The sequence below is a fragment of the Ruegeria sp. ABV4_181 genome (assembly GCF_056158465.1).
This window is the reverse complement of sequence record NZ_JBSWTI010000002.1, coordinates 3,485,151-3,505,038: the sequence shown is the minus strand read 5'-3', so window position 1 is coordinate 3,505,038 and position 19,888 is coordinate 3,485,151. Positions and strand designations below refer to the sequence as shown.

At 60.3% G+C, this 19,888-nt stretch carries 17 protein-coding genes; 8 read left to right on the top strand and 9 right to left on the bottom strand.

All coding sequences use genetic code 11. The features are described from left to right. The first annotated feature begins 214 nt into the window (after positions 1 to 214). From ACXAC3_RS17420 to ACXAC3_RS17390, 7 genes are all read left to right on the top strand, one after another. Entirely contained in the window at positions 215 to 712 is a 498-nt protein-coding gene (locus tag ACXAC3_RS17420; RefSeq protein WP_475162823.1) for a class I SAM-dependent methyltransferase, read from the top strand. A gap of 22 nt (positions 713 to 734) precedes the next feature. Further along, complete coding sequence (locus ACXAC3_RS17415; RefSeq protein WP_475162820.1) at positions 735 to 1,364, top strand: glutathione S-transferase family protein; 630 nt, start codon at positions 735 to 737, stop codon at positions 1,362 to 1,364. A 111-nt stretch (positions 1,365 to 1,475) separates the two neighbouring features. Further along, complete coding sequence (locus ACXAC3_RS17410) at positions 1,476 to 3,878, top strand: GcvT family protein (RefSeq protein ID WP_475162817.1); 2,403 nt, start codon at positions 1,476 to 1,478, stop codon at positions 3,876 to 3,878. A gap of 2 nt (positions 3,879 to 3,880) precedes the next feature. Continuing rightward, positions 3,881 to 5,431: a trimethylamine methyltransferase family protein gene (locus ACXAC3_RS17405; protein WP_475162815.1), complete on the top strand. Its 1,551-nt coding sequence runs from the start codon at positions 3,881 to 3,883 to the stop codon at positions 5,429 to 5,431. After that, on the top strand, positions 5,432 to 6,106 hold the full coding sequence (locus ACXAC3_RS17400; RefSeq protein ID WP_475162813.1) for a TetR/AcrR family transcriptional regulator: 675 nt from the start codon (positions 5,432 to 5,434) through the stop codon (positions 6,104 to 6,106). After that, positions 6,103 to 7,407 carry an NAD(P)/FAD-dependent oxidoreductase gene (locus tag ACXAC3_RS17395; protein ID WP_475162810.1) on the top strand — a complete coding sequence of 435 codons (1,305 nt, stop codon included), beginning with the start codon at positions 6,103 to 6,105 and terminating at the stop codon, positions 7,405 to 7,407. The genes ACXAC3_RS17400 and ACXAC3_RS17395 overlap by 4 nt, the downstream gene beginning before the upstream one ends. A gap of 56 nt (positions 7,408 to 7,463) precedes the next feature. Then, the gene (locus ACXAC3_RS17390) at positions 7,464 to 8,195 is read left to right on the top strand and encodes a hypothetical protein (protein ID WP_475162808.1); all 732 of its coding nucleotides are present in this window, start codon (positions 7,464 to 7,466) and stop codon (positions 8,193 to 8,195) included. Between the two features lie 13 nt (positions 8,196 to 8,208). On the opposite strand, the gene ACXAC3_RS17385 is transcribed toward ACXAC3_RS17390, so the two are convergent. Next, the gene (locus ACXAC3_RS17385) at positions 8,209 to 8,568 is read right to left on the bottom strand and encodes a DUF3307 domain-containing protein (RefSeq protein ID WP_475162804.1); all 360 of its coding nucleotides are present in this window, start codon (positions 8,566 to 8,568) and stop codon (positions 8,209 to 8,211) included. Between the two features lie 244 nt (positions 8,569 to 8,812). Between ACXAC3_RS17385 and ACXAC3_RS17380 the strand changes: the two genes are divergently transcribed. Further along, a complete protein-coding gene (locus tag ACXAC3_RS17380; protein WP_475163482.1) occupies positions 8,813 to 11,809 on the top strand; it encodes an ABC transporter transmembrane domain-containing protein in 2,997 nt (998 codons plus the stop codon). Between the two features lie 192 nt (positions 11,810 to 12,001). Here the strand turns inward: ACXAC3_RS17380 and ACXAC3_RS17375 are convergent, their stop codons facing one another. The 8 genes from ACXAC3_RS17375 to ACXAC3_RS17340 form a co-directional block, all read right to left on the bottom strand. Further along, entirely contained in the window at positions 12,002 to 13,234 is a 1,233-nt protein-coding gene (locus tag ACXAC3_RS17375) for a mandelate racemase/muconate lactonizing enzyme family protein (RefSeq protein WP_475162801.1), read from the bottom strand. Between the two features lie 24 nt (positions 13,235 to 13,258). After that, positions 13,259 to 14,353 (bottom strand): alcohol dehydrogenase catalytic domain-containing protein, encoded by a 1,095-nt coding sequence (locus tag ACXAC3_RS17370; RefSeq protein WP_475162798.1) that lies wholly within the window; start codon positions 14,351 to 14,353, stop codon positions 13,259 to 13,261. Between the two features lie 81 nt (positions 14,354 to 14,434). Next, positions 14,435 to 15,634 (bottom strand): TCR/Tet family MFS transporter, encoded by a 1,200-nt coding sequence (locus tag ACXAC3_RS17365; RefSeq protein WP_475162797.1) that lies wholly within the window; start codon positions 15,632 to 15,634, stop codon positions 14,435 to 14,437. A 70-nt stretch (positions 15,635 to 15,704) separates the two neighbouring features. Continuing rightward, the gene (locus tag ACXAC3_RS17360; protein ID WP_475162795.1) at positions 15,705 to 16,427 is read right to left on the bottom strand and encodes an alpha/beta fold hydrolase; all 723 of its coding nucleotides are present in this window, start codon (positions 16,425 to 16,427) and stop codon (positions 15,705 to 15,707) included. Positions 16,428 to 16,439: 12 nt separating this feature from the next. Continuing rightward, entirely contained in the window at positions 16,440 to 17,228 is a 789-nt protein-coding gene (pcaD, locus tag ACXAC3_RS17355; RefSeq protein WP_475162792.1) for a 3-oxoadipate enol-lactonase, read from the bottom strand. Positions 17,229 to 17,287: 59 nt separating this feature from the next. Next, positions 17,288 to 18,262, bottom strand: coding sequence for a threonine ammonia-lyase (locus tag ACXAC3_RS17350; protein ID WP_475162789.1), 975 nt, complete (start codon positions 18,260 to 18,262; stop codon positions 17,288 to 17,290). Next, positions 18,259 to 19,086, bottom strand: coding sequence for an alpha/beta fold hydrolase (locus ACXAC3_RS17345; protein ID WP_475162785.1), 828 nt, complete (start codon positions 19,084 to 19,086; stop codon positions 18,259 to 18,261). The genes ACXAC3_RS17350 and ACXAC3_RS17345 overlap by 4 nt, the downstream gene beginning before the upstream one ends. Next, a complete protein-coding gene (locus ACXAC3_RS17340; protein ID WP_475162782.1) occupies positions 19,086 to 19,772 on the bottom strand; it encodes a haloacid dehalogenase type II in 687 nt (228 codons plus the stop codon). Before ACXAC3_RS17340 ends, ACXAC3_RS17345 begins: the two co-directional genes overlap by 1 nt. Positions 19,773 to 19,888 lie beyond the last annotated feature (116 nt).

The window sequence follows — 19,888 nt, the reverse complement described above, 5'->3', positions numbered from 1 at the left end:
GGCCGTGGTTCGGCATCGGCTTGATCAACTCCCCGTGTTTTTTGATGCAGTTTCGCGCGGTTGGGCCTGACTAGTCAAACCCGTTCTTGGGCTGAAATGTCGCGAAAATGTGAAACTGACGCCAATTTGCCTACACAAAGCCTTGAGGATTTGTCATCAAATGCCAAGTCGGCCGCATCCCGTTCGTCGGCAAATATCAAGGAGAGATTTCCCCGTGTCAGACGACCAAAGCCGACTGGACCTGTTCATTGACCGCATGGTGTCTCAGCGCGCCTGCCTGGATTTCGCCATTGCGCAGACCAGCGACATGCCGGGTCCGGTCTTTGAACTGGGTTTGGGCAACGGGCGCACTTACCACCACATGGCGCGCTACATAAAGGGCCGAACGGTTTACGTGTTTGAGCGCGCGGTGGCGTCCCATCCGGATTCAACACCACCGGATGATCTGGTGATCTTGGGCGATGTTCGGGAAACCCTGCCGGCCTCGCTGGTTCGGTTTGGGGCCACGGCCAGCCTGATCCACGCGGATCTCGGGGGGCATAACCGGGAAAAGAATGATGCGTTCGCCAGGTTCGTGTCGCCGCTGATCGAACCGCTGTTGGCCGAAGGTGGGCTGATGGTTTCAAGCGACCGGATGTATTTCGATGCGCTGACCGAACTTCCCTTGCCGCCGGGTGCTGTTGAAGGGCGCTGCTTTATCTATCGCCGCTGAAGTTGGCAGGAGAGAATAACACATGCTGTTTTACGACTGCTCTACTGCGCCCAGCCCGCGTCGGGCCCGCATGTTCATTGCCGAAAAGGGTCTGGACATCGAAACCCGCGAAGTTTCGATTGCCAAGGGCGAACAACTGAGCGACGCGTTCAAGGCGGTCAACCCGAATGCGACGGTTCCGGTGCTGGTCACTGATGAGGGCGCTGCGCTGACCGAAAATCTCGGTATCGCCGCTTATCTTGAGGCCCGGTTCCCGGAACCGCCGCTGATGGGGCGCAGCCCGGACGAAAAGGGGCTGGTCCTGATGTGGAACAGTATTGTCGAACAACAGGGCGGTGCCCCCATCGCCGAGACCCTGCGCAACACGCACCCGGCCTTTGCAGACCGGGCAATTCCGGGGCCGGCGAACCATGCCCAGATTCCGGAACTTGCAAAGCGCGGGTCGGAACGGGTCACCCGGTTTTTTGACGTCTTGGAAGAACGCCTGGCCAAAAGTTCCTTTCTTGCCGGTCCGGAGTTCACTCTGGCGGATATTTCGGCCTTTGTTTTTGTAGACTTCGCGCGCGTGATCAAGATGCGGATTCCACAGGAAAATGCAGCGACATTGGCCTGGTTCGGTAATATCGGCACACGCCCCAGCGCCCGGTCCTGAGCCCGCTACACACGCCCGCCGTTCCGCAGCGACTGGGACTGTACAGAAATGTCTAGACAGAAGTGAACAGTAGGTCTAGCGTCCTGTGCGAGTCATGCAGGAGAGCGCAGGATGAAATCTCAGTATCGCGTTGTGGTCATCGGGGGCGGCGTTGTGGGCGCCTCGGTTCTGTATCATCTGGCCAAGTTCGGCTGGTCGGATGTCGTCATGCTGGAGCGGCGGCGGCTCGCCTCTGGCTCGTCCTGGCACGCGGCCGGTGGCATCCATGCGCTGAATGCCGATCCGAACATGGCGTCGCTGCAGGCTTACACCATCGATCTGCTGAGCGAGATCGAAAAGGAATCCGGTCAGAATATCGGCCTGCATATGACCGGCGGTCTGACGCTGGCAGGCACGCCGGAACGCTGGGAATGGTTGCAGGCGAACTATCGCATCTTCCAGTCCATTGGCATTGACGATTGCGAATTGCTGTCGCCGGAAGAGGCGCAACGCCGCTGCCCGATCATGTCCACCGACGGTGTGCTGGGCGCGATGTGGGCGGATCGCGAAGGCTATATCGACACGACCGGTACGGTGCAGGCTTACGCGACGGCTGCCAAGAAGCGTGGCGCGGAATACTATGAAGAGACAAAAGTCGAAGAACTGATCCAGACCGCCGACGGATGGCAGGTTGTGACCGACAAGGGCACGATCACTTGTGAGCATGTGGTGAATGCGGCGGGTCTCTGGGCCAAACAGGTGGGTCGCATGGCAGGCATCGAATTGCCGGTGTCACCTTTGAAACACCATTACCTGATCACCGATACCGTGCCCGAGGTGGCCGAGGCCGATTTTGAGATGCCGATGACGGTAGACTTGGAAGGCTTTACCTATATGCGGCAGGACCAGAAGGGTGTTCTGGTTGGCATCTACGAGGTCGATCACGAGCACTGGGCCATGGATGGCGCACCATGGAATTACGGCGAAGAGCTGTTTCAGGAACAGCTCGACCGGATCGAAAACGAACTGACGCTGGGCTTTGAACGCTATCCCTCGATCCAGAACGTGGGCATCAAGACATGGGTGAACGGTGCCTTTACCTTCTCACCCGACGGCAACCCTCTGGTCGGGCCAGTGCCGGGCAAGCGCGGCTACTGGTCGGCCTGTGCGGTGATGGCGGGCTTCCTGCAGGGCGGCGGCGTCGGCAAGACATTGGCCGAATGGATGATCCATGGCGAACCCGAGGCCGACGCATGGCCGATGGACGTGGCCCGGTATGGCGATTTTGCGCAGAACAAGCGTTATATCCGGGAAACCACAGGGCAGTTCTATTCCCGCCGGTTCGTGATGACCTATCCGAACGAGCAATTGCCCGCAGGCCGCCCGCTGAAAATGGCTCCGGCGCATGACGCGATGACCGAGGCCGGGTGCAAATGGGGTGTAAGCTGGGATCTGGAGGTTCCGCTTTACTTTGCGCCGAAAGGGTTTGAGGAAACGCCGACACTCAAGCGTTCGAACGCACATGACATCGTGGCCGAGGAGTGCAAGGCCATCCGCGAAGGTGTAGGTCTGCTGGATATCTCAGGCTTTTCAAGGTTTGAGGTCAGTGGACCGAACGCGGAGAATTGGCTGGACAAGGTCATGGCCTCAAAACTGCCCGCGCCGGGCCGCGCAAAGCTCGCGCCGATGTTGGGAGAGAACGGCCGACTCAAGGGTGACCTGACCGTGCTGAACTGGGGCGACGGCACATGGTGGATCATGGGCAGCTATTACCTGCGCGCCTGGCACATGCGCTGGTTCGACGACCACATGATGGACGGTGTCGATATTCGCGATCTGGGCGAAGAATATTGCGGCTTTGCCGTCGTGGGCCCGAAATCGCAGGCGGTGGTCGAGAAGCTGGCCGAACAGGATATCTCAGGCCTGAAATTCATGGGCTGCGGCGATTTCGATATCGGCCTTGTCCGCGCGCGCGTTGCCCGCATGTCGGTGACAGGCGAAAAGGGATACGAGATCAACTGCCGCTATGGCGATCACGTCAAACTGCGCCGGATGCTGCTTGAGGCCGGAGCAGATGAGGGCATCCGCGAATGCGGCTTCAACGCCATGCTGTCGGCGCGTCTGGAAAAGAGCTTTGGCATCTGGTCAGCGGAGTTCACGCAGCTTTACACGCCGGGCATGACCGGCATGGACCGCTGGATCGACTGGGACAAGGAATTTGTCGGGAAGACGGCCGCAATCGCCGAGCGTGACGGAAATGGCCCGTCACAGGTTCAAGTCACTTTGGAAGTGGACGCTTTGGATGCGGATGCCAGCGGCTATGAACCGGTTTGGTCGGGTTCGCAACGCGTGGGATTTGTCACGTCCGGAGGCTATGGCCATTATACGGGCAAATCTCTGGCGATGGCCTTGGTGAATCCGGACATGGCCGCGCCGGGGACCGAATTGTCGGTTCATGTCGTGGGCGTCGAACGGCCTGCCCGCGTGATAGCGCCTTCGCCCTACGACCCGCAGGGCAAGGTGATGAGGGCCTGACGATGATCACCCAGAGCAGGGAACGCGGGCGAAGACGCCGCGGCCGGGGCGCAGAAGCCGCCCCGGCTGCCGGTCGCGACGTGAATTACCGTCAGCTCAGGAACCCGTTCCCTGTGATGGAGGTGTTCCCGCCGGACCAGATCGCCGATATGCATGAAACCGCCCTGCGCACGCTGGAAGACCTTGGGGTGAAAGTTCTGCTGCCCGAGGCGCGCCGGATTTTTGCCGAAGGCGGGGCACGCGTCGACGAAGCCAGTGAGATGGTCTTTGTCGGACGTGACATGGTCGAGGCTGCGGTGGCGTCAGCCCCGAAATCGGTTGCATGCCGCGCGGGGTCTCGTCATCGGGACTTTACGCTCGAACTGGGCAGTCTCGTGTTTCAGCCCGGCGCCGGGGCCCCCAACGCGACCGATCTGGAGCGTGGGCGCCGCCCGGCGACCGGTCAGGATTATCTGGAGTTCCTGAAGCTCACCCATCATTTCGACGTGTTCCAGATGATCTCGCCTCAGGTCGAACCGCAGGATGTGCCGACACACCTGCGGCACTACTTCACGACGCAGGCGCAGATGGAACTGACGGACAAGTTCCCGTTCTTCTTTTCGCGCGGGACGCCGCAGGTGATGGATTGCTTTGAGATGCTGTCCACGGCCCGCGGGTTGTCCGATGACCATTTTCGGGCCAACGCTCATTGCTATACGATCATAAACACCAACAGCCCGCGTACACTGGATATTCCGATGGCGCAGGGTCTGATCGACTTTGCCCGGCATGGTCAGATGTCAATCATCACCCCGTTCACCCTGATGGGGGCGATGGCGCCGATCACCGTGGCGGGGGCAATCACGTTGTCTCATGCCGAAGTGCTGGCTGCGCTGACGCTGACTCAACTGACCAGACCCGGCGCGCCGGCCTGCTATGGCACCTTCACCAGCAATGTCGACATGAAATCAGGCGCGCCTGCGTTCGGCACGCCCGCGCATTTTCAAGCGTCGCTGGCGGCGGGACAGCTGGCGCGGCATCTGGGACTGCCATGGCGTTCCGCGGCCGGGTCCGCATCGAACATCAACGATGTGCAGGCCGCTAATGAAAATCAGTTCGGCCTGTGGGGCTGTCTGATGGCCGGGGCGACGGTGATCATCCATTCGGCGGGCTGGCTTGAGGGCGGCCTTACCGTTTCCTTCGAAAAGCTGATCTGTGACGCCGAGGTGCTGAATATGGTGGCCGAGCTTTGCGCCGGGGCTCAGGCGGGCCGTGCCGAGATCGGGTTCGATACCGCGCTGGCCGAGGTTGAACCCAGCGGTCATTTCTTCGCCACCAGTCAGACCATGGAACGCTATAACACGGCGTTTTATGAACCGCATGTGCATGACTATGCCAATTTCGGCACCTGGAAGGAGCGCGGCTCGGTGGATGCCAGTCACCGGGCGACGGGCGTCTGGAAGGACATCCTGGCCAATTTCCATCCCCCAGCGCAGGACGTTGACCGGCTGGGTGCGCTGAAGGACTTCATCGCCCGACGTACCGAGGAGGGCGGCGCGCCGCCGGAGAGCTGAATGACGACCAAACCTATCCTTCATCGTGACGACCCCGAGGCCGAACCGCTGGTCGGCAACGTCAAGGTCACACGGGACGACTGGCTGAACGTGGCGATGGATGTCCTGATCTCGGACGGGGTAGACCAGATCAAGGTGCTGAACCTGGCCGAGAGGATGGCAGTGTCGCGATCCTCGTTCTATTGGTATTTTAAGTCGCGTCAGGAATTGCTGGATGCGCTGCTGGCCCGATGGCAGGCCACCAATACCGCGGCGCTGGTTGCGCAGGCCGAAGCTCCGGCAGAGACCATCACCGGTGCGGTCTGCAATGTGCATAGATGCGTGGTGAACACTGATCTGTTCGATACCGCACTGGACTTTGCGGTCCGCGACTGGGCCCGCAAATCGGGCAAGGTCCGGCGCGCGCTGGATCAATCGGATGCCCGCCGCCTTCAGGCCCTGCACGCCATGTTCGCTCGCTACGGCTATTCCGAGATCGAGGCCGAAACGCGCGCGCGGGTGCTGTATTACATGCAGATCGGCTATGATCTGGCGCAACTCAACGAACCCATATCCACGCGGATATCCATGGTTCCGCATTACCTGTATGTCTTCACCGGGGTCGAACCGAAACCGGAGGAAGTCGAGGAATTCAGCACTTACTCAAGGCGCTGTTGGAAAGGAGACCCATCATGAGCCACCCTGACGCAATCATTATCGGAACCGGCGTGATCGGCGCGGCCATCGCGTTTGAGATGGCCAAGGCGGGCTGGAAAACGCTCTCGCTGGACCGCAACAGTCAGGTCGGCCACGGGTCTACCGCTGGGTCCTGCGCGATCATCCGGATGCATTATTCGACCTTTGACGGAACGGCCTTTGCCTGGGAAGGCTATCATTATTGGCGCGACTGGGCGGATTATCTGGGCCTGCCCGAAGATGCCAATCTTGCGCAATTCCGCGAAACCGGCTGTCTGGTTATGAAAACCGATGCCAACGGAATGCTGGAAAAGCATATGCACAACAGCGCCGAACTGGATTGCCCGTTCGAAGAATGGTCGCCCGAAAAGATTACCGAGCGCCTGCCGGTCTATTCTTTGGACAGTTTTGCCCCGGCGCGGCGTATGGACGACCCGGAATTCGGGCATCCGAACGGGCGCAGGATGCAGGGCGGCGTTTTCTGGCCGAAGGCCGGCTATGTCACTGATCCGGCCTTGTCGGCGCAGAACCTGATGGATGCCGCCAAGCAAAACGGGGCAGCGGTGCGCACCGCTGCCGAGGTTGTGGAAATCCTGACCAGCGAAGGGCGCGTTTCGGGTGTGAAGCTGGCCTCTGGTGAGGAAATCCACGCGAAGGTTGTGGTGAACGTCGCGGGTCCGGGCTCGGCGATCATCAATGGAATGGCTGGTGTGCTGGATGACATGACCATCGAAACCCGCCCCTTGCGGCAAGAGGTGGTCCATGTCCCGGCGCCCGAGGGCTTCGACTTTGAAAACCAGGGCACGATTGTGTCGGACAGCGACATCGCCTGCTATTGCCGGCCCGAACACGGCAACCACATTCTGGTCGGCTCGGAAGATCCCGAATGTGATCCGCATCAATGGTGTGAGGACGACGTGCATTACAATCATGACTTCACCGACCAATGGACCACGCAGGCAATGCGTTATGCCCAGCGCGTGCCCAGCCTTGGCATCCCGTCCAAAACCCGCGGTGTGGTTGACCTGTACGACGCCTCGACCGACTGGATCCCGATCTATGACAAGTCCAGCCTGCCCGGGTTCTATATGGCCTGTGGCACCAGCGGGAACCAGTACAAGAACGCGCCGATCGCAGGCAAGATGATGACGGCCCTGATCGGCTATTGCGAGGGTGGGGCGGATCACGACGCCCAACCGCTGCAGTTCGAGCTGCCTTATATCGGGCGCAGGATCGACGTCGGATTCTATTCGCGTAAACGCCAGATCAATGAAGAAAGCAGTTTTTCGGTTCTGGGCTAGCCGACCGTCCAAAACGCTCTAACCTTCCTGGGAGTTGCAATCAGGCGGGGCCCAGGATGACCGAGCCGCACAATCGCGTTCTGATACTTGGAAGCGCCCCAAGCGCGCTTGCGGCACAGGCATGGGCGCGTGCGCCGTTCACTCACATCGTCGCCATCAACAACGCGTGGCGGATACGACCGGATTGGGATGTGCTGATTCATCCCGAGGACTTTCCGGCGTGGAACCGGCCCAGCAACGTCGGAAGCCACCAGAGGATTGTCACCGCAGACGAATATGTGCCGGTTCAAAACAAGTTCGGCGGGTTTGTCTATGCCGGCGGCACAATGGCTTTCACTGCCGGTTACTGGGCGCTCGCGGTGCTGAGGCCCTGTGTTTTGGCGTATTTCGGCTGTGACATGATTTACCCCGGGTCCGGCAAGACGCATTTCTATGGCAACGGCGCAGCGGATCCTTTGCGCGCAGATGTGAGCCTTCGGTCGCTTGAGGCCAAGTCGGCGCGACTTGCATTGTTCGGCGCGGCGCAAGGGTGCAGGGTCGTCCGGCTTTCAAGTGGCGAAAGCCGGTTGCTGTTCCCCTCAGCGAACCCGGACAGTCTGTCAGATGGCAGCTTACCTTCGACCAAAGAGATGGCGCACATTTTGAAAGCTGAAGAGGAGCTGGGCTATGTGGTTCCGTCCGGTCGCTATTGGGAAGTCGAACACACGTTTGATGCGGCCAAAATCGACGCTTTGGACCGGCGATGGCTGTCCGCTTACCGCTCTCAATTACTGGGCAAAGTGGCTTGAGAAACCTTAAATCCTAGGTGGCGAACTCGACCCAGGCCCAGACCATCGCAATATAGGTCAGGTTGTGCAAGCATTGGTCCAACCCGGCAGCGCGCCAGAACGCGGCCTGTGTTGGCATCAGTTGCTTCTTGTCCGAATAGCTGGCCTTGGCGAAGTCGATGTTGAAATGAACGATCCATTCCAGCGCGGCAATAATCAGAATGAAGGACCACGGCGCGCCGAATATTAGAAACACGATAACTGAGCCGACAACGTGCACGCCCGCATGCTGCGCCCGGCCCCAGTGAAAATACTCACCACGGCCCGACAGCATTTTAGGTGTCTGGAGGTAATAATCCGCAAACATATGTTTGATCTGCAATAAGCAGAGCATCAGTAACACTGCGCCTAAACTGGCAGTCAAATTGCTCCTCCCGATAACGTCCTGTTGCGAACTCTAGGGGCTAATTTGTGGTTGCGCAAATGAACTTGTTCACACTCGGCGATTATCTGATCAAATTGGAAACTATTTGCGTCTCTGGCCGCGATTGCGGTAAATTCAGGCTGTTGGATTTGCGACACTTTCGTCAAGATCGGACAGGCGATCCGTAACAGGGGCAGGTTCCATAGAACGTACGATTTTCCGCTTTATCTGGAAGTACTCGAAACGCGACCAGCTGATCCTGCTGGCCGTGACATCGACGCTGTTTCCGCTGCTGTACCTGACGCTGGAACTGCCCAAACGCATCATCAACGACGCAATCGGTGCTGCCAGTCCCGTCGTGGATGTCTGGGGCTTCAGCCTGCCGCAGACGACGTTCCTTGTCGTTCTCTGTTTCGCCTTCCTGATGGCCGTTCTTGCCCATGGTCTGATGAAGATGCGGATCAACACCATGAAAGGCGTGTTGAGCGAGCGGATGCTGCGCCGGTTCCGGTATCAGTTGATCAGCCGCGCGCTGCGCTTTCCCCAGCCCTATTTTGAGCGGGTCAGTCAGGGCGAGATGGTGTCGATGATCACCGCCGAAAGCGAACCGATGGGCGGTCTGATGGGCGATGCGATCAGTCAGCCGGTTCTGCAGGCCGGGCAGATGATCACGATCCTGTCCTTCCTGTTTCTGCAAAGCGTCTGGTTTGGTCTGGCCGCGGTCGCACTGATCCCGCTGCAGGCCTGGCTGATCCCCAAATTGCAGCGCCAGATCAACCTGTTGAACAAGAAACGCATTCAGGAAGTGCGCGTTCTGGCCGCGCAGATCGGCGAGAACGCCGCCGGAGCCTCGACCCTGCGGGCCAATGGCGGCTGGCGGTACCGTCGGGCAATGATCTCGGACCAGCTGGGGCGGCTGTTCGGTATCCGGTTCGAGATTTACCAGAAGAAGTTCTTTATGAAGTTCATCAACAACTTCATTTCGCAGCTGACGCCCTTCATGTTCTATCTGATCGGTGGTCTTCTGGTGCTGCAGGGATCGGTGTCTCTGGGCGCTCTGGTTGCGGCGCTGGCCGCCTATAAGGACCTCAGTTCTCCATGGAAGGAACTGCTGACTTATTACAACCAGACGCAGGACATGGGGTTGCGCTGGGACGTCGTGATCGAGCGGTTTGCCCCTCCGGGCATGCAGGACGAAAAACTGTTTGAGGGCGAGCCCGAAACGCAACCCCGTCTGGACGGCGACATTGTTCTGGATCAGGTTTCGGTCCGGGATATGGATGGCAATCAGGTGCTGGACGACCTGAACCTGACCTTCCCGGGCGGCAAGACAATCGGTATTGCCGCACCCAGCGAAGAAGACAGGCGCGCGGTCGCGGAACTGCTGACCCGAGAGATTCTGCCAAGTTCGGGTCGGGTTGAGGTTGCAGGCAAAAACATGTCGGACCTGCATCAAAGTGTCGTGGCCGCGCGCATCGGATACGCTTCTTCCCGTCCGGTCATGTTTCAGGGGACGCTGGGTGACAACGTCATGATGCCGATGCGGTTTCGGCCGTTGTCGACGGGATCGGACGACCCGGACTTTGCCGAAACCCAGCGGGCGGGCAACAGCGCTGATCCGTTCCGGGTGGACTGGCTGGATCCGACCCTGGCCGGGTTGAACAGCCCGGACGCGTTGCGGGACTGGTGGCTGCACCTAATCGACGGGATGGGATCGGGCGCCGCCCTGTTCCAACGCGGTGCCGAACAGGTATTTGACGCACAGGACTATCCGGAGCTTGCGCAAAAGCTGATCGAGCTGCGCCCGCTGGTACAGCAGGCCGTGCAGAAGGCCGGATTGGGTCAACACGCGCTGATCTTTGATCGGTCCTGTTACAACGCGGCCCTGCCGGTTGTTGAAAACCTGTTGTTCGCCACGCCTCGCGTGCCGGTCACGCAAGAGCTATTGGCGGGCCAGACCGTCTTTCTGGGCCAGTTGCGCGAACTGGGGCTGGATGAAACACTGGTCAGCCTGACCCGAGACGTGATCGAAATGCTGCGTCAGATCTTTGGCCTGGACGGCACCGATCACCCGTTGTTCCGCAAGCTTGGGCTGGAAGCGCAGACCTACGAAGCCGCGGTAGAGCTGATTGAACGGACCCGCAACGAGGGCGTGTCCGGGCTGAACGACGACCAGCTTGCCAGCCTGCTGGCGGTTCCCTTCGTGATCTCGGCCGAACAGATCGGCCCCGCGTTCACCGACGAGTTGAAGAACAGGATTCTCGAACTGCGTCACAGCCATTCCGAGAAATTGCTGGAGCGTCTGCACGACGTTTTTGTACCGCTGCACAAGGACGAATTCGCGCCGGGCCTGACCGTCATGGAAAATGCGCTTTTCGGCAAGGTCAGCCAGATCGGCGGCGCGCGCTCGGACGAGGTGCGCAAGCTGATTGTCGACGTGCTGGATGAAAACAGCGCGCGGCCGCTGGTGGTCGAACTGATCTATGACGTTCCGGTGGCGATCGGCGGTCAGAACCTGCCGGCGCTGTTTGCAGAACCGCTGGCCTTTACCCGCGCAACGATCAAGAAGCCGGATATCCTGATCCTGGAAAACGCGCTGGCAAGCTATGACATGGCGACGCAAGTGGCGGTTTACAAAAACCTGCGTTCACTGTTGCCGGACACAACGGTCATCTATCTGAACGATCAGTTCGAGAATCCGGAAGTATTCGACATGTACGTCGAAATCCGGCAGGGTCGGGTGGTGTCGGATGAAGGGCCAACCGAAGTGGAAGAAGACAGCGCAGCATCGGCGGATCTTGCGCGCAAACTGCGTGCGCTGGAACAGACGCCGCTGTTTTCCGGTCTCGACCGCAGACAGCTGCGCCTGCTGGCGTTCGGCGCGCGCTGGTTCGATGCCAAGCCTGGCGAAATCGTCTTTCTGAAAGACGATCAGCCCACCGATGGTGCCTATGTCGTGCTGGAAGGCGAAGCCGGGCTTTACCTTCCGCAACTGACGGGGCCGGATCAGTTGATCGCCAAGGTGGGGCCGGGGGCACTGGTCGGTGAACTTGGGCTGATCCGCAAGGAGCCGCGTGCACTCAGCATGATTGCCGAGACGGACCTGTCCTGTCTGCGGATCGGTGAGGAGGAATTCTTGGCCGTGGTCGAAAACGACGCGGCGACGGCGTTCAAACTGCTGCAGGTAATTGCGGGATACGTCTCGAACTAGAGCTTGGGATTGCCAAACGGTTCAAAATGTAACCCATGAACTGCGACGCGTTCTGAGACCGGCGCGTGATGCATATCGTCCCTTTGGACCATAGCGGATGACCTTAGTATGGGCGCGCCGTGCCGTCCGCAACGCTTCGCCTTGTGCTGTAACTAGAGTGTGGCGGCACAGGCCCTGATCCAGATCGGGTTGTTACCCCTCGGTCGCCGGCGCGCCGCCCTGAAACGCATTGCCGTTTACATAGTCACACGGCTCTTCCTGCATTTGCAGATGCAACCCATCGCCGGTGTAAGGGTGCGCGCGCGCCAGGTCTTCGTCTATTTCGATCCCGAGACCAGGCGCGGTCGGGGCGGTCACGAACCCGTTTTCAACGCGCAACTTGCCTTTGATCAGCTGATCGTGAAACGGTGTTTCGATGGTTTCCAGCAGCAACAGGTTGGGGATCGACGCGGCCAGATGGACATTGGCTGCCCATTCGACCGGCCCGGCGTAAAGATGTGGGGCCATCTGGGCGTTGAATATCTCGGCCATCGCGGCGACTTTCTTCATTTCCCAGATACCACCCGCGCGCCCCAGGGCCGGTTGCAGGATTTCAGCCGCACCCGCGCGCAGCACGGCACCGAATTCGGCCTTGGTGGTCATCCGCTCACCTGTTGCGACGGGGATGCGGACATTGCGGGCGACGCGGGCCATATCCTCGATCATATCCGGAGGTGTGGGTTCCTCGAACCACAGCGGAGCGTAAGGTTCCAGCGCCTGCCCCAGACGGATCGCGCCTGCGGTATTGAACTGCCCGTGGGTTCCGAACAACAGATCGGCTTGGTCGCCCACCGCCTCGCGGATGGCCTTGCAGAAGGCCACCGACATCGAGATGTCGGACATTGCGGGCATATGCCCGCCACGAATGGTGTAGGGGCCTGCGGGGTCGAATTTCACTGCCGTGAAGCCCCGCCGGACCATTTCCGCCGCGCATTCTCCGGCTTGTTCGGGCGAGGTCCAGAAATCGGTCAGGTTATGCTGGGGCAGGGGGTAAAGGTAGGTATAAGCGCGGATGCGTTCGTTCATCAGGCCGCCCAGCAGAGCATATACCGGGCGGTCGCGGTCCTTGCCCAGAATATCCCAGCAGGCGATTTCCAGGCCGGAAAACGCGCCCATGACCGTCAGGTCCGGGCGCTGAGTGAAGCCGCTGGAATAGGCGCGGCGGAACATCAGTTCGATATTCTCGGGGTTTTCGCTCTGCATGTGCCGTTCGAACACGTCCCGGATGACGTGGCGCATGGCCTCGGGGCCGACGGAGGAGGCATAGCATTCGCCCCAGCCGGTGATCCCGGTATCGGTGGTGACTTTCACCAAGATCCAGTAGCGACCACCCCAGCCCGGAGCAGGCGGCGCGGTGACGATGATATCGAGGTCCTGCAGTTTCATCCGGTTTTCTCCCGCCGAGCGTTCTCAGCCCTGATTGAACACGATAACGTTGCGCTTTGCCGAACCTGTCTTGGTGTCGGCAATTGCTTCGTTGATCTGCGACAATGCCCACCGGCCCGAGATCAGTTCATCCAGCTTGAGCCGCCCCTGTTCGTAAAGATCGATCATCCAGGGAATATCGCGCTGAATGACAACGTCCCCCATCTTGGAGCCTACAAGCCCCTGACCCAGCGCCGCCAGTACAACCGGTTCATAGCTGGCCATATCGCCTGAATGTGGCATCCCGATCATGATGGCCTTGCCGCCCCTGCCCAGATAGCGCGGTGCCTGGTCGTAGGCCGGGATCGCCCCGACGGTGACCAGAACCGCATCGGCCCCTCGGCCACCCAACGCACGGAACGCGGCCTTCCACGGCTCTTTCAGGCTGCCCAGAATGCCGTCTGTGGCACCAAATTCCCGGGCGACTTCAAGCTTTTCTTCGGTCATGTCGACGGCCACAATCCGGCGTGCCCCGGCAATTCGCGCGCCCTGAATAGCGTTCAGACCAACACCCCCTGCGCCGATGACGACAACGTCCTGCCCGGCCCGCAGACCTGCCGCGTTCACGGCGGCCCCAACGCCGGTGATCACACCGCAGGACAGCAAGCTGGCGACATCTTTTGGCATGGTTTCGGGGATTTTCACGACCTGTCTGTGGCTGACCACCACTTTTTCCGCAAATGCGCCGCAAGCCATGGCTTGATCCAGCGGCGCGCCGTCGGCGGTCTGCAAAGGGCCCTTGGTTGTGTCGAACGGCGTTTCGCATTGCGTGGGCTGGCCACCGGCGCAGGTGGGGCATGACCCGCAGGCGCGGATCAGCGTCACCACAACCGGGTCGCCCACCTGAAACCCGCCGGCGGCCTCACCGGTTGCGGTGATTACCCCTGCGGCTTCATGCCCGTAAACGGCGGGCAAAAAACCACCCCACGCGCCGCTGGCGTAAGAGATATCCGAATGGCAGATCGCAACGGCGTCCAGAGTGACTTCGACCTCACCCATCCCCGGTGGGGCAAGCAGAACGTCTTCGATGACCAGAGGTTCGGCGAATGCCCGGCAAACAGCCGCTTTGATGGATTGCATGGTTTCCCTCATTCCGTTTTTGTCACGGTGACGCGGGAAGATGCGCGCTGCAAGACGGAAACCGTCATGATTGCGTCGTTGTTACGCCACGGCGGGGCGTGAACGCAAAAACAGACCAAATCCGAGGAACATCAGCAGCATGGCCAGCAGGAATGGTGCCCCAGGAAGATAGATCGGCGCTTCGGGTCTTGCGAACTGCGCAAAGACACCGGTCATCACCAGCGGCGAGATTATCATCGAAAGGGCGTGCAGCGAGGTCAGGACACCCTGTAGCTCGCCCTGTTGCGAGTTGGGCGTCACACGTGACATCAGGGCCTGAAGCGCGGGGGTGACGACAGCGCCCAGTGCGGTGATAGGGATCAGCATCAGGGCGATGAAACCATTGGTCAGAAAAGCCAGCAGCAGAAAACTGACAATCTCGAATGTCATGCCGTAGATGATCGTGACCCGCTCGCCCAGATACCGGGTGGCGGGACGGATCAAACCGCCTTGCACGGCGGCCATGCCAATGCCGTAGACACCCAGCGACAGGCCGATCATCTGTGGTGACCAGCCAAACCGTTCGGTTGTGAAATACGCCCAGATCGCGGGATAGACGTAGATTGACACCGAGTAGAGGAAATACACCCAAAGCATCGGCCGAATGCCGGGCAGGGCCGCGATTGCGCGCAGTGAATTCACGGGGTTGGCGCGTCGCAGGTTGAAGGCTCTGCGTGTTTTGTCGGTCACCGTTTCGGGCATCACCAACAGCCCGGCCAGGAACGTAAGTGCGGACAATGCCGCCGCCGCCCAGAAGGGCGCGCGCGTGCCGTATTCGCTCAGCAAACCTCCGATGACGGGTCCAAGCACGAATCCGACCCCAAAGGCAGCTCCGAGCAGCCCGAAATTGGCAGCTTTCTCATGGGGTTTCGAGACATCCGCCATAAACGCCGCCGCGGTTGCGTGGGTCGCGGCCGTGACGCCGCCCACGATGCGCCCGGCCAGCAGCAGCCAGATGCTTCCGGCGACCGCCATCACCACATAATCCAGAGACATGACGAATAACGACACCAGCAGAACCGTGCGCCGCCCATACGCGTCGGACAGGTTTCCCAGAATGGGCCCAAAGATGAACTGCATGGCGGCAAAGGCCGTGCTCAGCACGCCGCCCCAGATCGCCGCGTTGGCCAGCGTTCCGCCCTGAACCTCGACGATCAGTTGGGGCATGATGGGCAACACAAGACCGATGCCCATTGCGTCGATCATGACCGTGCCGAGCACAAATAGAAAAGGCAGACGCATGGCATCCATTCAAGTAATTCGCCGGGACATTATCACGGTCGTCGGAACTGTGAAGAACCCTGTAGGGTATTTACGCACGCGGCAGCTTTTGTTCCAGATCGTTCAGAATCTCAGCCAGATGCCGGGGTTGCGAAAAGAACGGGGAATGAGAGCTGTCGATCGTGTATCTCAGATTTTCAGGGGCGATATGGCTCATTTGTTCTTCGTATTCGGTGGGGATCGTCCTGTCATCCGTCGCGCGGATATAGGCCTTGGGCACGCGCCCAAAGTGATCGGTCAGCGGCAGCGGCGTTTCCTGCGGCGCAATGGGTTGCGGGCTCAGGCGGGCCAGCGCATATGGCACGGTTTCCGGTGGGCAGTCGTGGTAGAACAGGTCATGCACCTTGTCGGGCCGGACCGTGTAGGACAGGCCATCCGTGGATTTTTCAACAGCGTCACGGATTGTCTGGCGCGGCGACCTCTTGCGCATGTCGACCATCGACAACCCTTCCTGCGGGACATAGGCGCACAGGAAAACCAGCGCCCGCATGGCGTCCGGGTTCGCCTCGGCGGCGGCGCTGATGGGATAGCCGCCCCAGGAATGACCCACGATTATGGAACCGGGCGTCGTGGCGGACAGGACCGCATCGCGACAGCTGTCCAGCGTGACATCAGCGACAGGCGTCGGGTCCGAGCCGTGGCTGGGCATGTCAATGGCGCGTACCGTGTGGCCATAAGCTTCAAGCGCGGGGATCAGGTCACGCCAGCACCAGGCGCCGTGACAGGACCCGTGGACCATCAGAAAATCCGCCAAATTCGCACTCCTTCACACATGTCCGACATCGGTCAGAAAACGCCGCAGCAGCGCCGCGTATTCCGTCGGCTGCTCGACACAGGGCAAGTGTCCGGCCCGGCGCATCAACTCGAACCGCGCACCCGGGATCAGGTCGATGGTTTCACGCACCAGATCCGGCGGGGTCGAGCCGTCCTCGCTGCCGGCGATGCCCAGCGTTGGCAGCCGCAGACCGCTGGTTGGTGTGTAGAAATCCGTTCCGGATATCGCGGCACAGCACCCCAGAAACCCGTCAACGGGTTGCCGGACCATCATGTTGCGCCAGGGCAGATAGCCCGGTGTTGCGCGAAAGCGTTTGGAAAACCAGCGCTCCATCGTCGCGTCCGCCAGGGCTTCGATTCCGCCCTTGCGAACGGCCTGCATCCGGTCCTGCCACATCGACGGGGTGCCGATCTTGGCCGCCGTATTGGACAGAACCAGCGCCCGCACCTGATCCATGCGCTTTACGGCCAGCCCCTGCGCGATCAGCCCGCCGATGGAGAGGCCGACAAAAACGCAGTCCTGCACTTCAAGATGGTCCAGCAATGCCTCGGCATCGCGGACCAGTGCGCCCATCGAATAGGGCGCAGGGGGCAGCGAGGACAGCCCATGCCCCCTTTTGTCGTATCGGATCAACCGCAACCCGGCCGGAAGATGGGGCAACACCGCATCCCAAAGGCGCAGATCGGTGCCCAACGAATTGGCAAAGACAACCGGTGCGCCATTCGGATCACCATCGATCCTATAGTGAAGCTGCACGTCCCCAAGGTCCGCGATCTGCATGACTTAATCCCCTGTCGTCACACCCAACCATTGCAAACTGACCCAAAGGTAAACCATTGTCAGGTCAGGAATTCCAGCGCTTTTCCAAAGACTTCGGGGTCGGTGTTTCCCCCCGATGCCACAACGATCACTGTATCGCCCTCAATTTCGTCGCGGCGGAACAGTGCCGAGGCAAGCGATACGGCCCCGCCCGGTTCCAGCACGATTTTCAATCGCAGAAAGGCTTGGGCCATGGCCCGCAGCGCCTCGTCTTCGGTGACCGAAAGACCAGGCCCACAAAGGCGGCGCAGGATTGGAAAGGTGATCTGCCCCGGCTGGGGCGTCAGGATCGCGTCGCAAATATTGCCCGAAGACGCATTGTTGTTCTGTATCTGTCCGGTCGCCAGAGACCGTTTGACGTCGTCAAACCCTTCCGGTTCGCAAGGGCGCGGGCGCAGACCGGGCGCGTGGGCTTCAAGTGCCAAGGCGATGCCCGATGTCAGCCCTCCGCCGCCGCAACATACAAGCACATCTGCCTGATCGACCCCCGCAGCGGCCGCTTGCCGGGCGATTTCCAGACCGGTTGTGCCCTGACCTGCGATTACCTGCGGTTCGTCATAGGGGCGGATCAGGGTCAGGCCGCGTTCTGCGGCCAAAGCCTCGCCGATGTCTTCCCGGCTTTCATTGGCGCGGTCGTACAGAACGACCTCTCCGCCCAATGCGCGTGTGTTGTTGATCTTCAGCACCGGGGCATCCGATGGCATGACGATGACCGACGAAACCCCGTGTTTCGCCGCGGCATAGGCGACGCCCTGCGCGTGGTTGCCGGATGAATACGCGATGACCCCGCGCTGTCGATCCGCATCGCTGAGCGCAGAGATCGCCGACCATGCACCGCGGAATTTGAAACTGCCGGTATGCTGCAGGCATTCGGGTTTTACCAATACCCGCCGTCCCGCCATTTCATCCAGAAACGGCGAGTTCAGCAGCGGGGTTTCCCGCACGTGGCCCTTCAACCGCCCGGCGGCGGCTTCTATCAGTTCCAAAGTGCTCATACGGTGTCCAATACCTTGCGAATGAGGTCCAGCGACTGCGGCTCGTTCAAAAAGGGAACATGTCCCCGATCCGGCACTTCCGCAGACATAAGACCGGGATGACGTTTTTGCATTTCGATCAGCGTTTCCTTGCCGAGGACATCCGAATTTGCACCACGAAGGACCCCGGTCGGGATATTGCGCAAGGCGTCGAATATTGGCCACAAGTCGGGGGCGGCACCGGCAGCGGCCTGTTCCAGCAGCGCCGATCTCAGCGCCGGATCGTAGCGCAGAGCAAGTCCGTCTTGGGTCTGTTCGTACTGGTTTTCCACCTGCCGCCGCCAATGGTCGGGCGTAACACCGTGAAAATGCGGTTCCATCGTGTGCTGCAGGGCATTTGCGGCCTCATCATAGGTTTTCGAAACCGGTGGTTTGCCGACATAGTCCATGATCTTCGCGATCCCCGCTGGTTCCAGCACCGGACCGACGTCATTCAGGATCACGCCGGCCAATCGATCCGGGTGGCTGGTTGCAAGAACCATGGCAATCAGCCCACCCCGGGAGGTGCCCAGAAGAACCGCCCGGTCCAGTTCCAGATGGTCCAGCAACTCGATCACATCATCGGCTTCACGGACAACATTGTAATTCGCGTAATCCGGGTCGTAATCGGAGTTGCCGCGCCCGCGATAGTCCATTGCGATCATCCGAAGATCGGCCACATGCGGCGCCAGGAACGAGAAATCGCGGCTGTTGCGGGTCAACCCGGCCAGGCATAGCAGAGGCAGGCCAGAGCCCTTGTCCTCAAAGAAAATGCGCCGGCCGTCAGACGTTGTGAAGAAAGGCATCAAAGTCCTGCCAACTTGGGAATGGTCGTCAGGTCGGACAGAACATGGGCGGGGTTCCAAGGCAAGCGGTCCATAGGCTCGCCTGCACGATTGACCCAGGCGGTGACGAACCCGTACCCGCTGGCCCCCGCTGCATCCCAACCGTTTGAACTGACGAACAGAACTTCGTCCCGGGTGCCGCCAAACCTCTGCTGCACCAGATCGTAGACCCGCGCGTGGGGCTTGAAGACGCCGACGCTTTCCACGGACAGAACGTCATCCAACACTGCGCCAATGCCTGCCGATTGCACCGCCCCGTCCAGCATCGGCGGCGATCCGTTGGACAGGATCGCCGTTTGCAGGCCACCCTTTTTCAGCGCGGCCAGCATCGCGGGAACTTCCGGATAAGCCTGCAATTGCCAGTACAGGTCAAGCAGGCGCTGGCGCAGGATCGGGTCGCCGTCCAGACCTGTCGCCTCAAGCGCCCAGTCCAGCCCGTCCTGTGTCACATCCCAAAAGTCGGCATGGGCATCCGCAACCGCGCGCAGCCAGGTATATTGGAGTTGCTTCAGGCGCCAGTGATTGGCCAGTTCAGGCCACTTTTCCTGCAAATGCTCAAAGCCGGGCTCAGCCGCGGCCTGGCGCGCGGCGGCGGCGACATCGAACAATGTTCCATAGGCGTCAAAAACGCAGGTTTTGATTGGCATCCATTCCCCTCCCTCGGTTGCGCGCAGGTTGGCACAAGAGTTGAGAGGGCAAAAGAGGCAAGGGTTTACAATACCGTGTCACACCCTAGGCTTGGCCGCTCAACCCCTTTGAGGCC

What these genes read in the sequence shown, in the direction of transcription:
- ACXAC3_RS17415 (WP_475162820.1), top strand. Translation starts at nt 735, where the DNA reads ATGCTGTTTTACGACTGCTCTACTGCGCCCAGCCCGCGTCGGGCCCGC.
- ACXAC3_RS17410 (WP_475162817.1), top strand. Translation starts at nt 1,476, where the DNA reads ATGAAATCTCAGTATCGCGTTGTGGTCATCGGGGGCGGCGTTGTGGGC.
- ACXAC3_RS17405 (WP_475162815.1), top strand. Translation starts at nt 3,881, where the DNA reads ATGATCACCCAGAGCAGGGAACGCGGGCGAAGACGCCGCGGCCGGGGC.
- ACXAC3_RS17400 (WP_475162813.1), top strand. Translation starts at nt 5,432, where the DNA reads ATGACGACCAAACCTATCCTTCATCGTGACGACCCCGAGGCCGAACCG.
- ACXAC3_RS17395 (WP_475162810.1), top strand. Translation starts at nt 6,103, where the DNA reads ATGAGCCACCCTGACGCAATCATTATCGGAACCGGCGTGATCGGCGCG.
- ACXAC3_RS17390 (WP_475162808.1), top strand. Translation starts at nt 7,464, where the DNA reads ATGACCGAGCCGCACAATCGCGTTCTGATACTTGGAAGCGCCCCAAGC.
- ACXAC3_RS17385 (WP_475162804.1), bottom strand. Translation starts at nt 8,568, where the DNA reads ATGCTCTGCTTATTGCAGATCAAACATATGTTTGCGGATTATTACCTC.
- ACXAC3_RS17375 (WP_475162801.1), bottom strand. Translation starts at nt 13,234, where the DNA reads ATGAAACTGCAGGACCTCGATATCATCGTCACCGCGCCGCCTGCTCCG.
- ACXAC3_RS17370 (WP_475162798.1), bottom strand. Translation starts at nt 14,353, where the DNA reads ATGCAATCCATCAAAGCGGCTGTTTGCCGGGCATTCGCCGAACCTCTG.
- ACXAC3_RS17365 (WP_475162797.1), bottom strand. Translation starts at nt 15,634, where the DNA reads ATGCGTCTGCCTTTTCTATTTGTGCTCGGCACGGTCATGATCGACGCA.
- pcaD (WP_475162792.1), bottom strand. Translation starts at nt 17,228, where the DNA reads ATGCAGATCGCGGACCTTGGGGACGTGCAGCTTCACTATAGGATCGAT.
- ACXAC3_RS17350 (WP_475162789.1), bottom strand. Translation starts at nt 18,262, where the DNA reads ATGAGCACTTTGGAACTGATAGAAGCCGCCGCCGGGCGGTTGAAGGGC.
- ACXAC3_RS17345 (WP_475162785.1), bottom strand. Translation starts at nt 19,086, where the DNA reads ATGCCTTTCTTCACAACGTCTGACGGCCGGCGCATTTTCTTTGAGGAC.
- ACXAC3_RS17340 (WP_475162782.1), bottom strand. Translation starts at nt 19,772, where the DNA reads ATGCCAATCAAAACCTGCGTTTTTGACGCCTATGGAACATTGTTCGAT.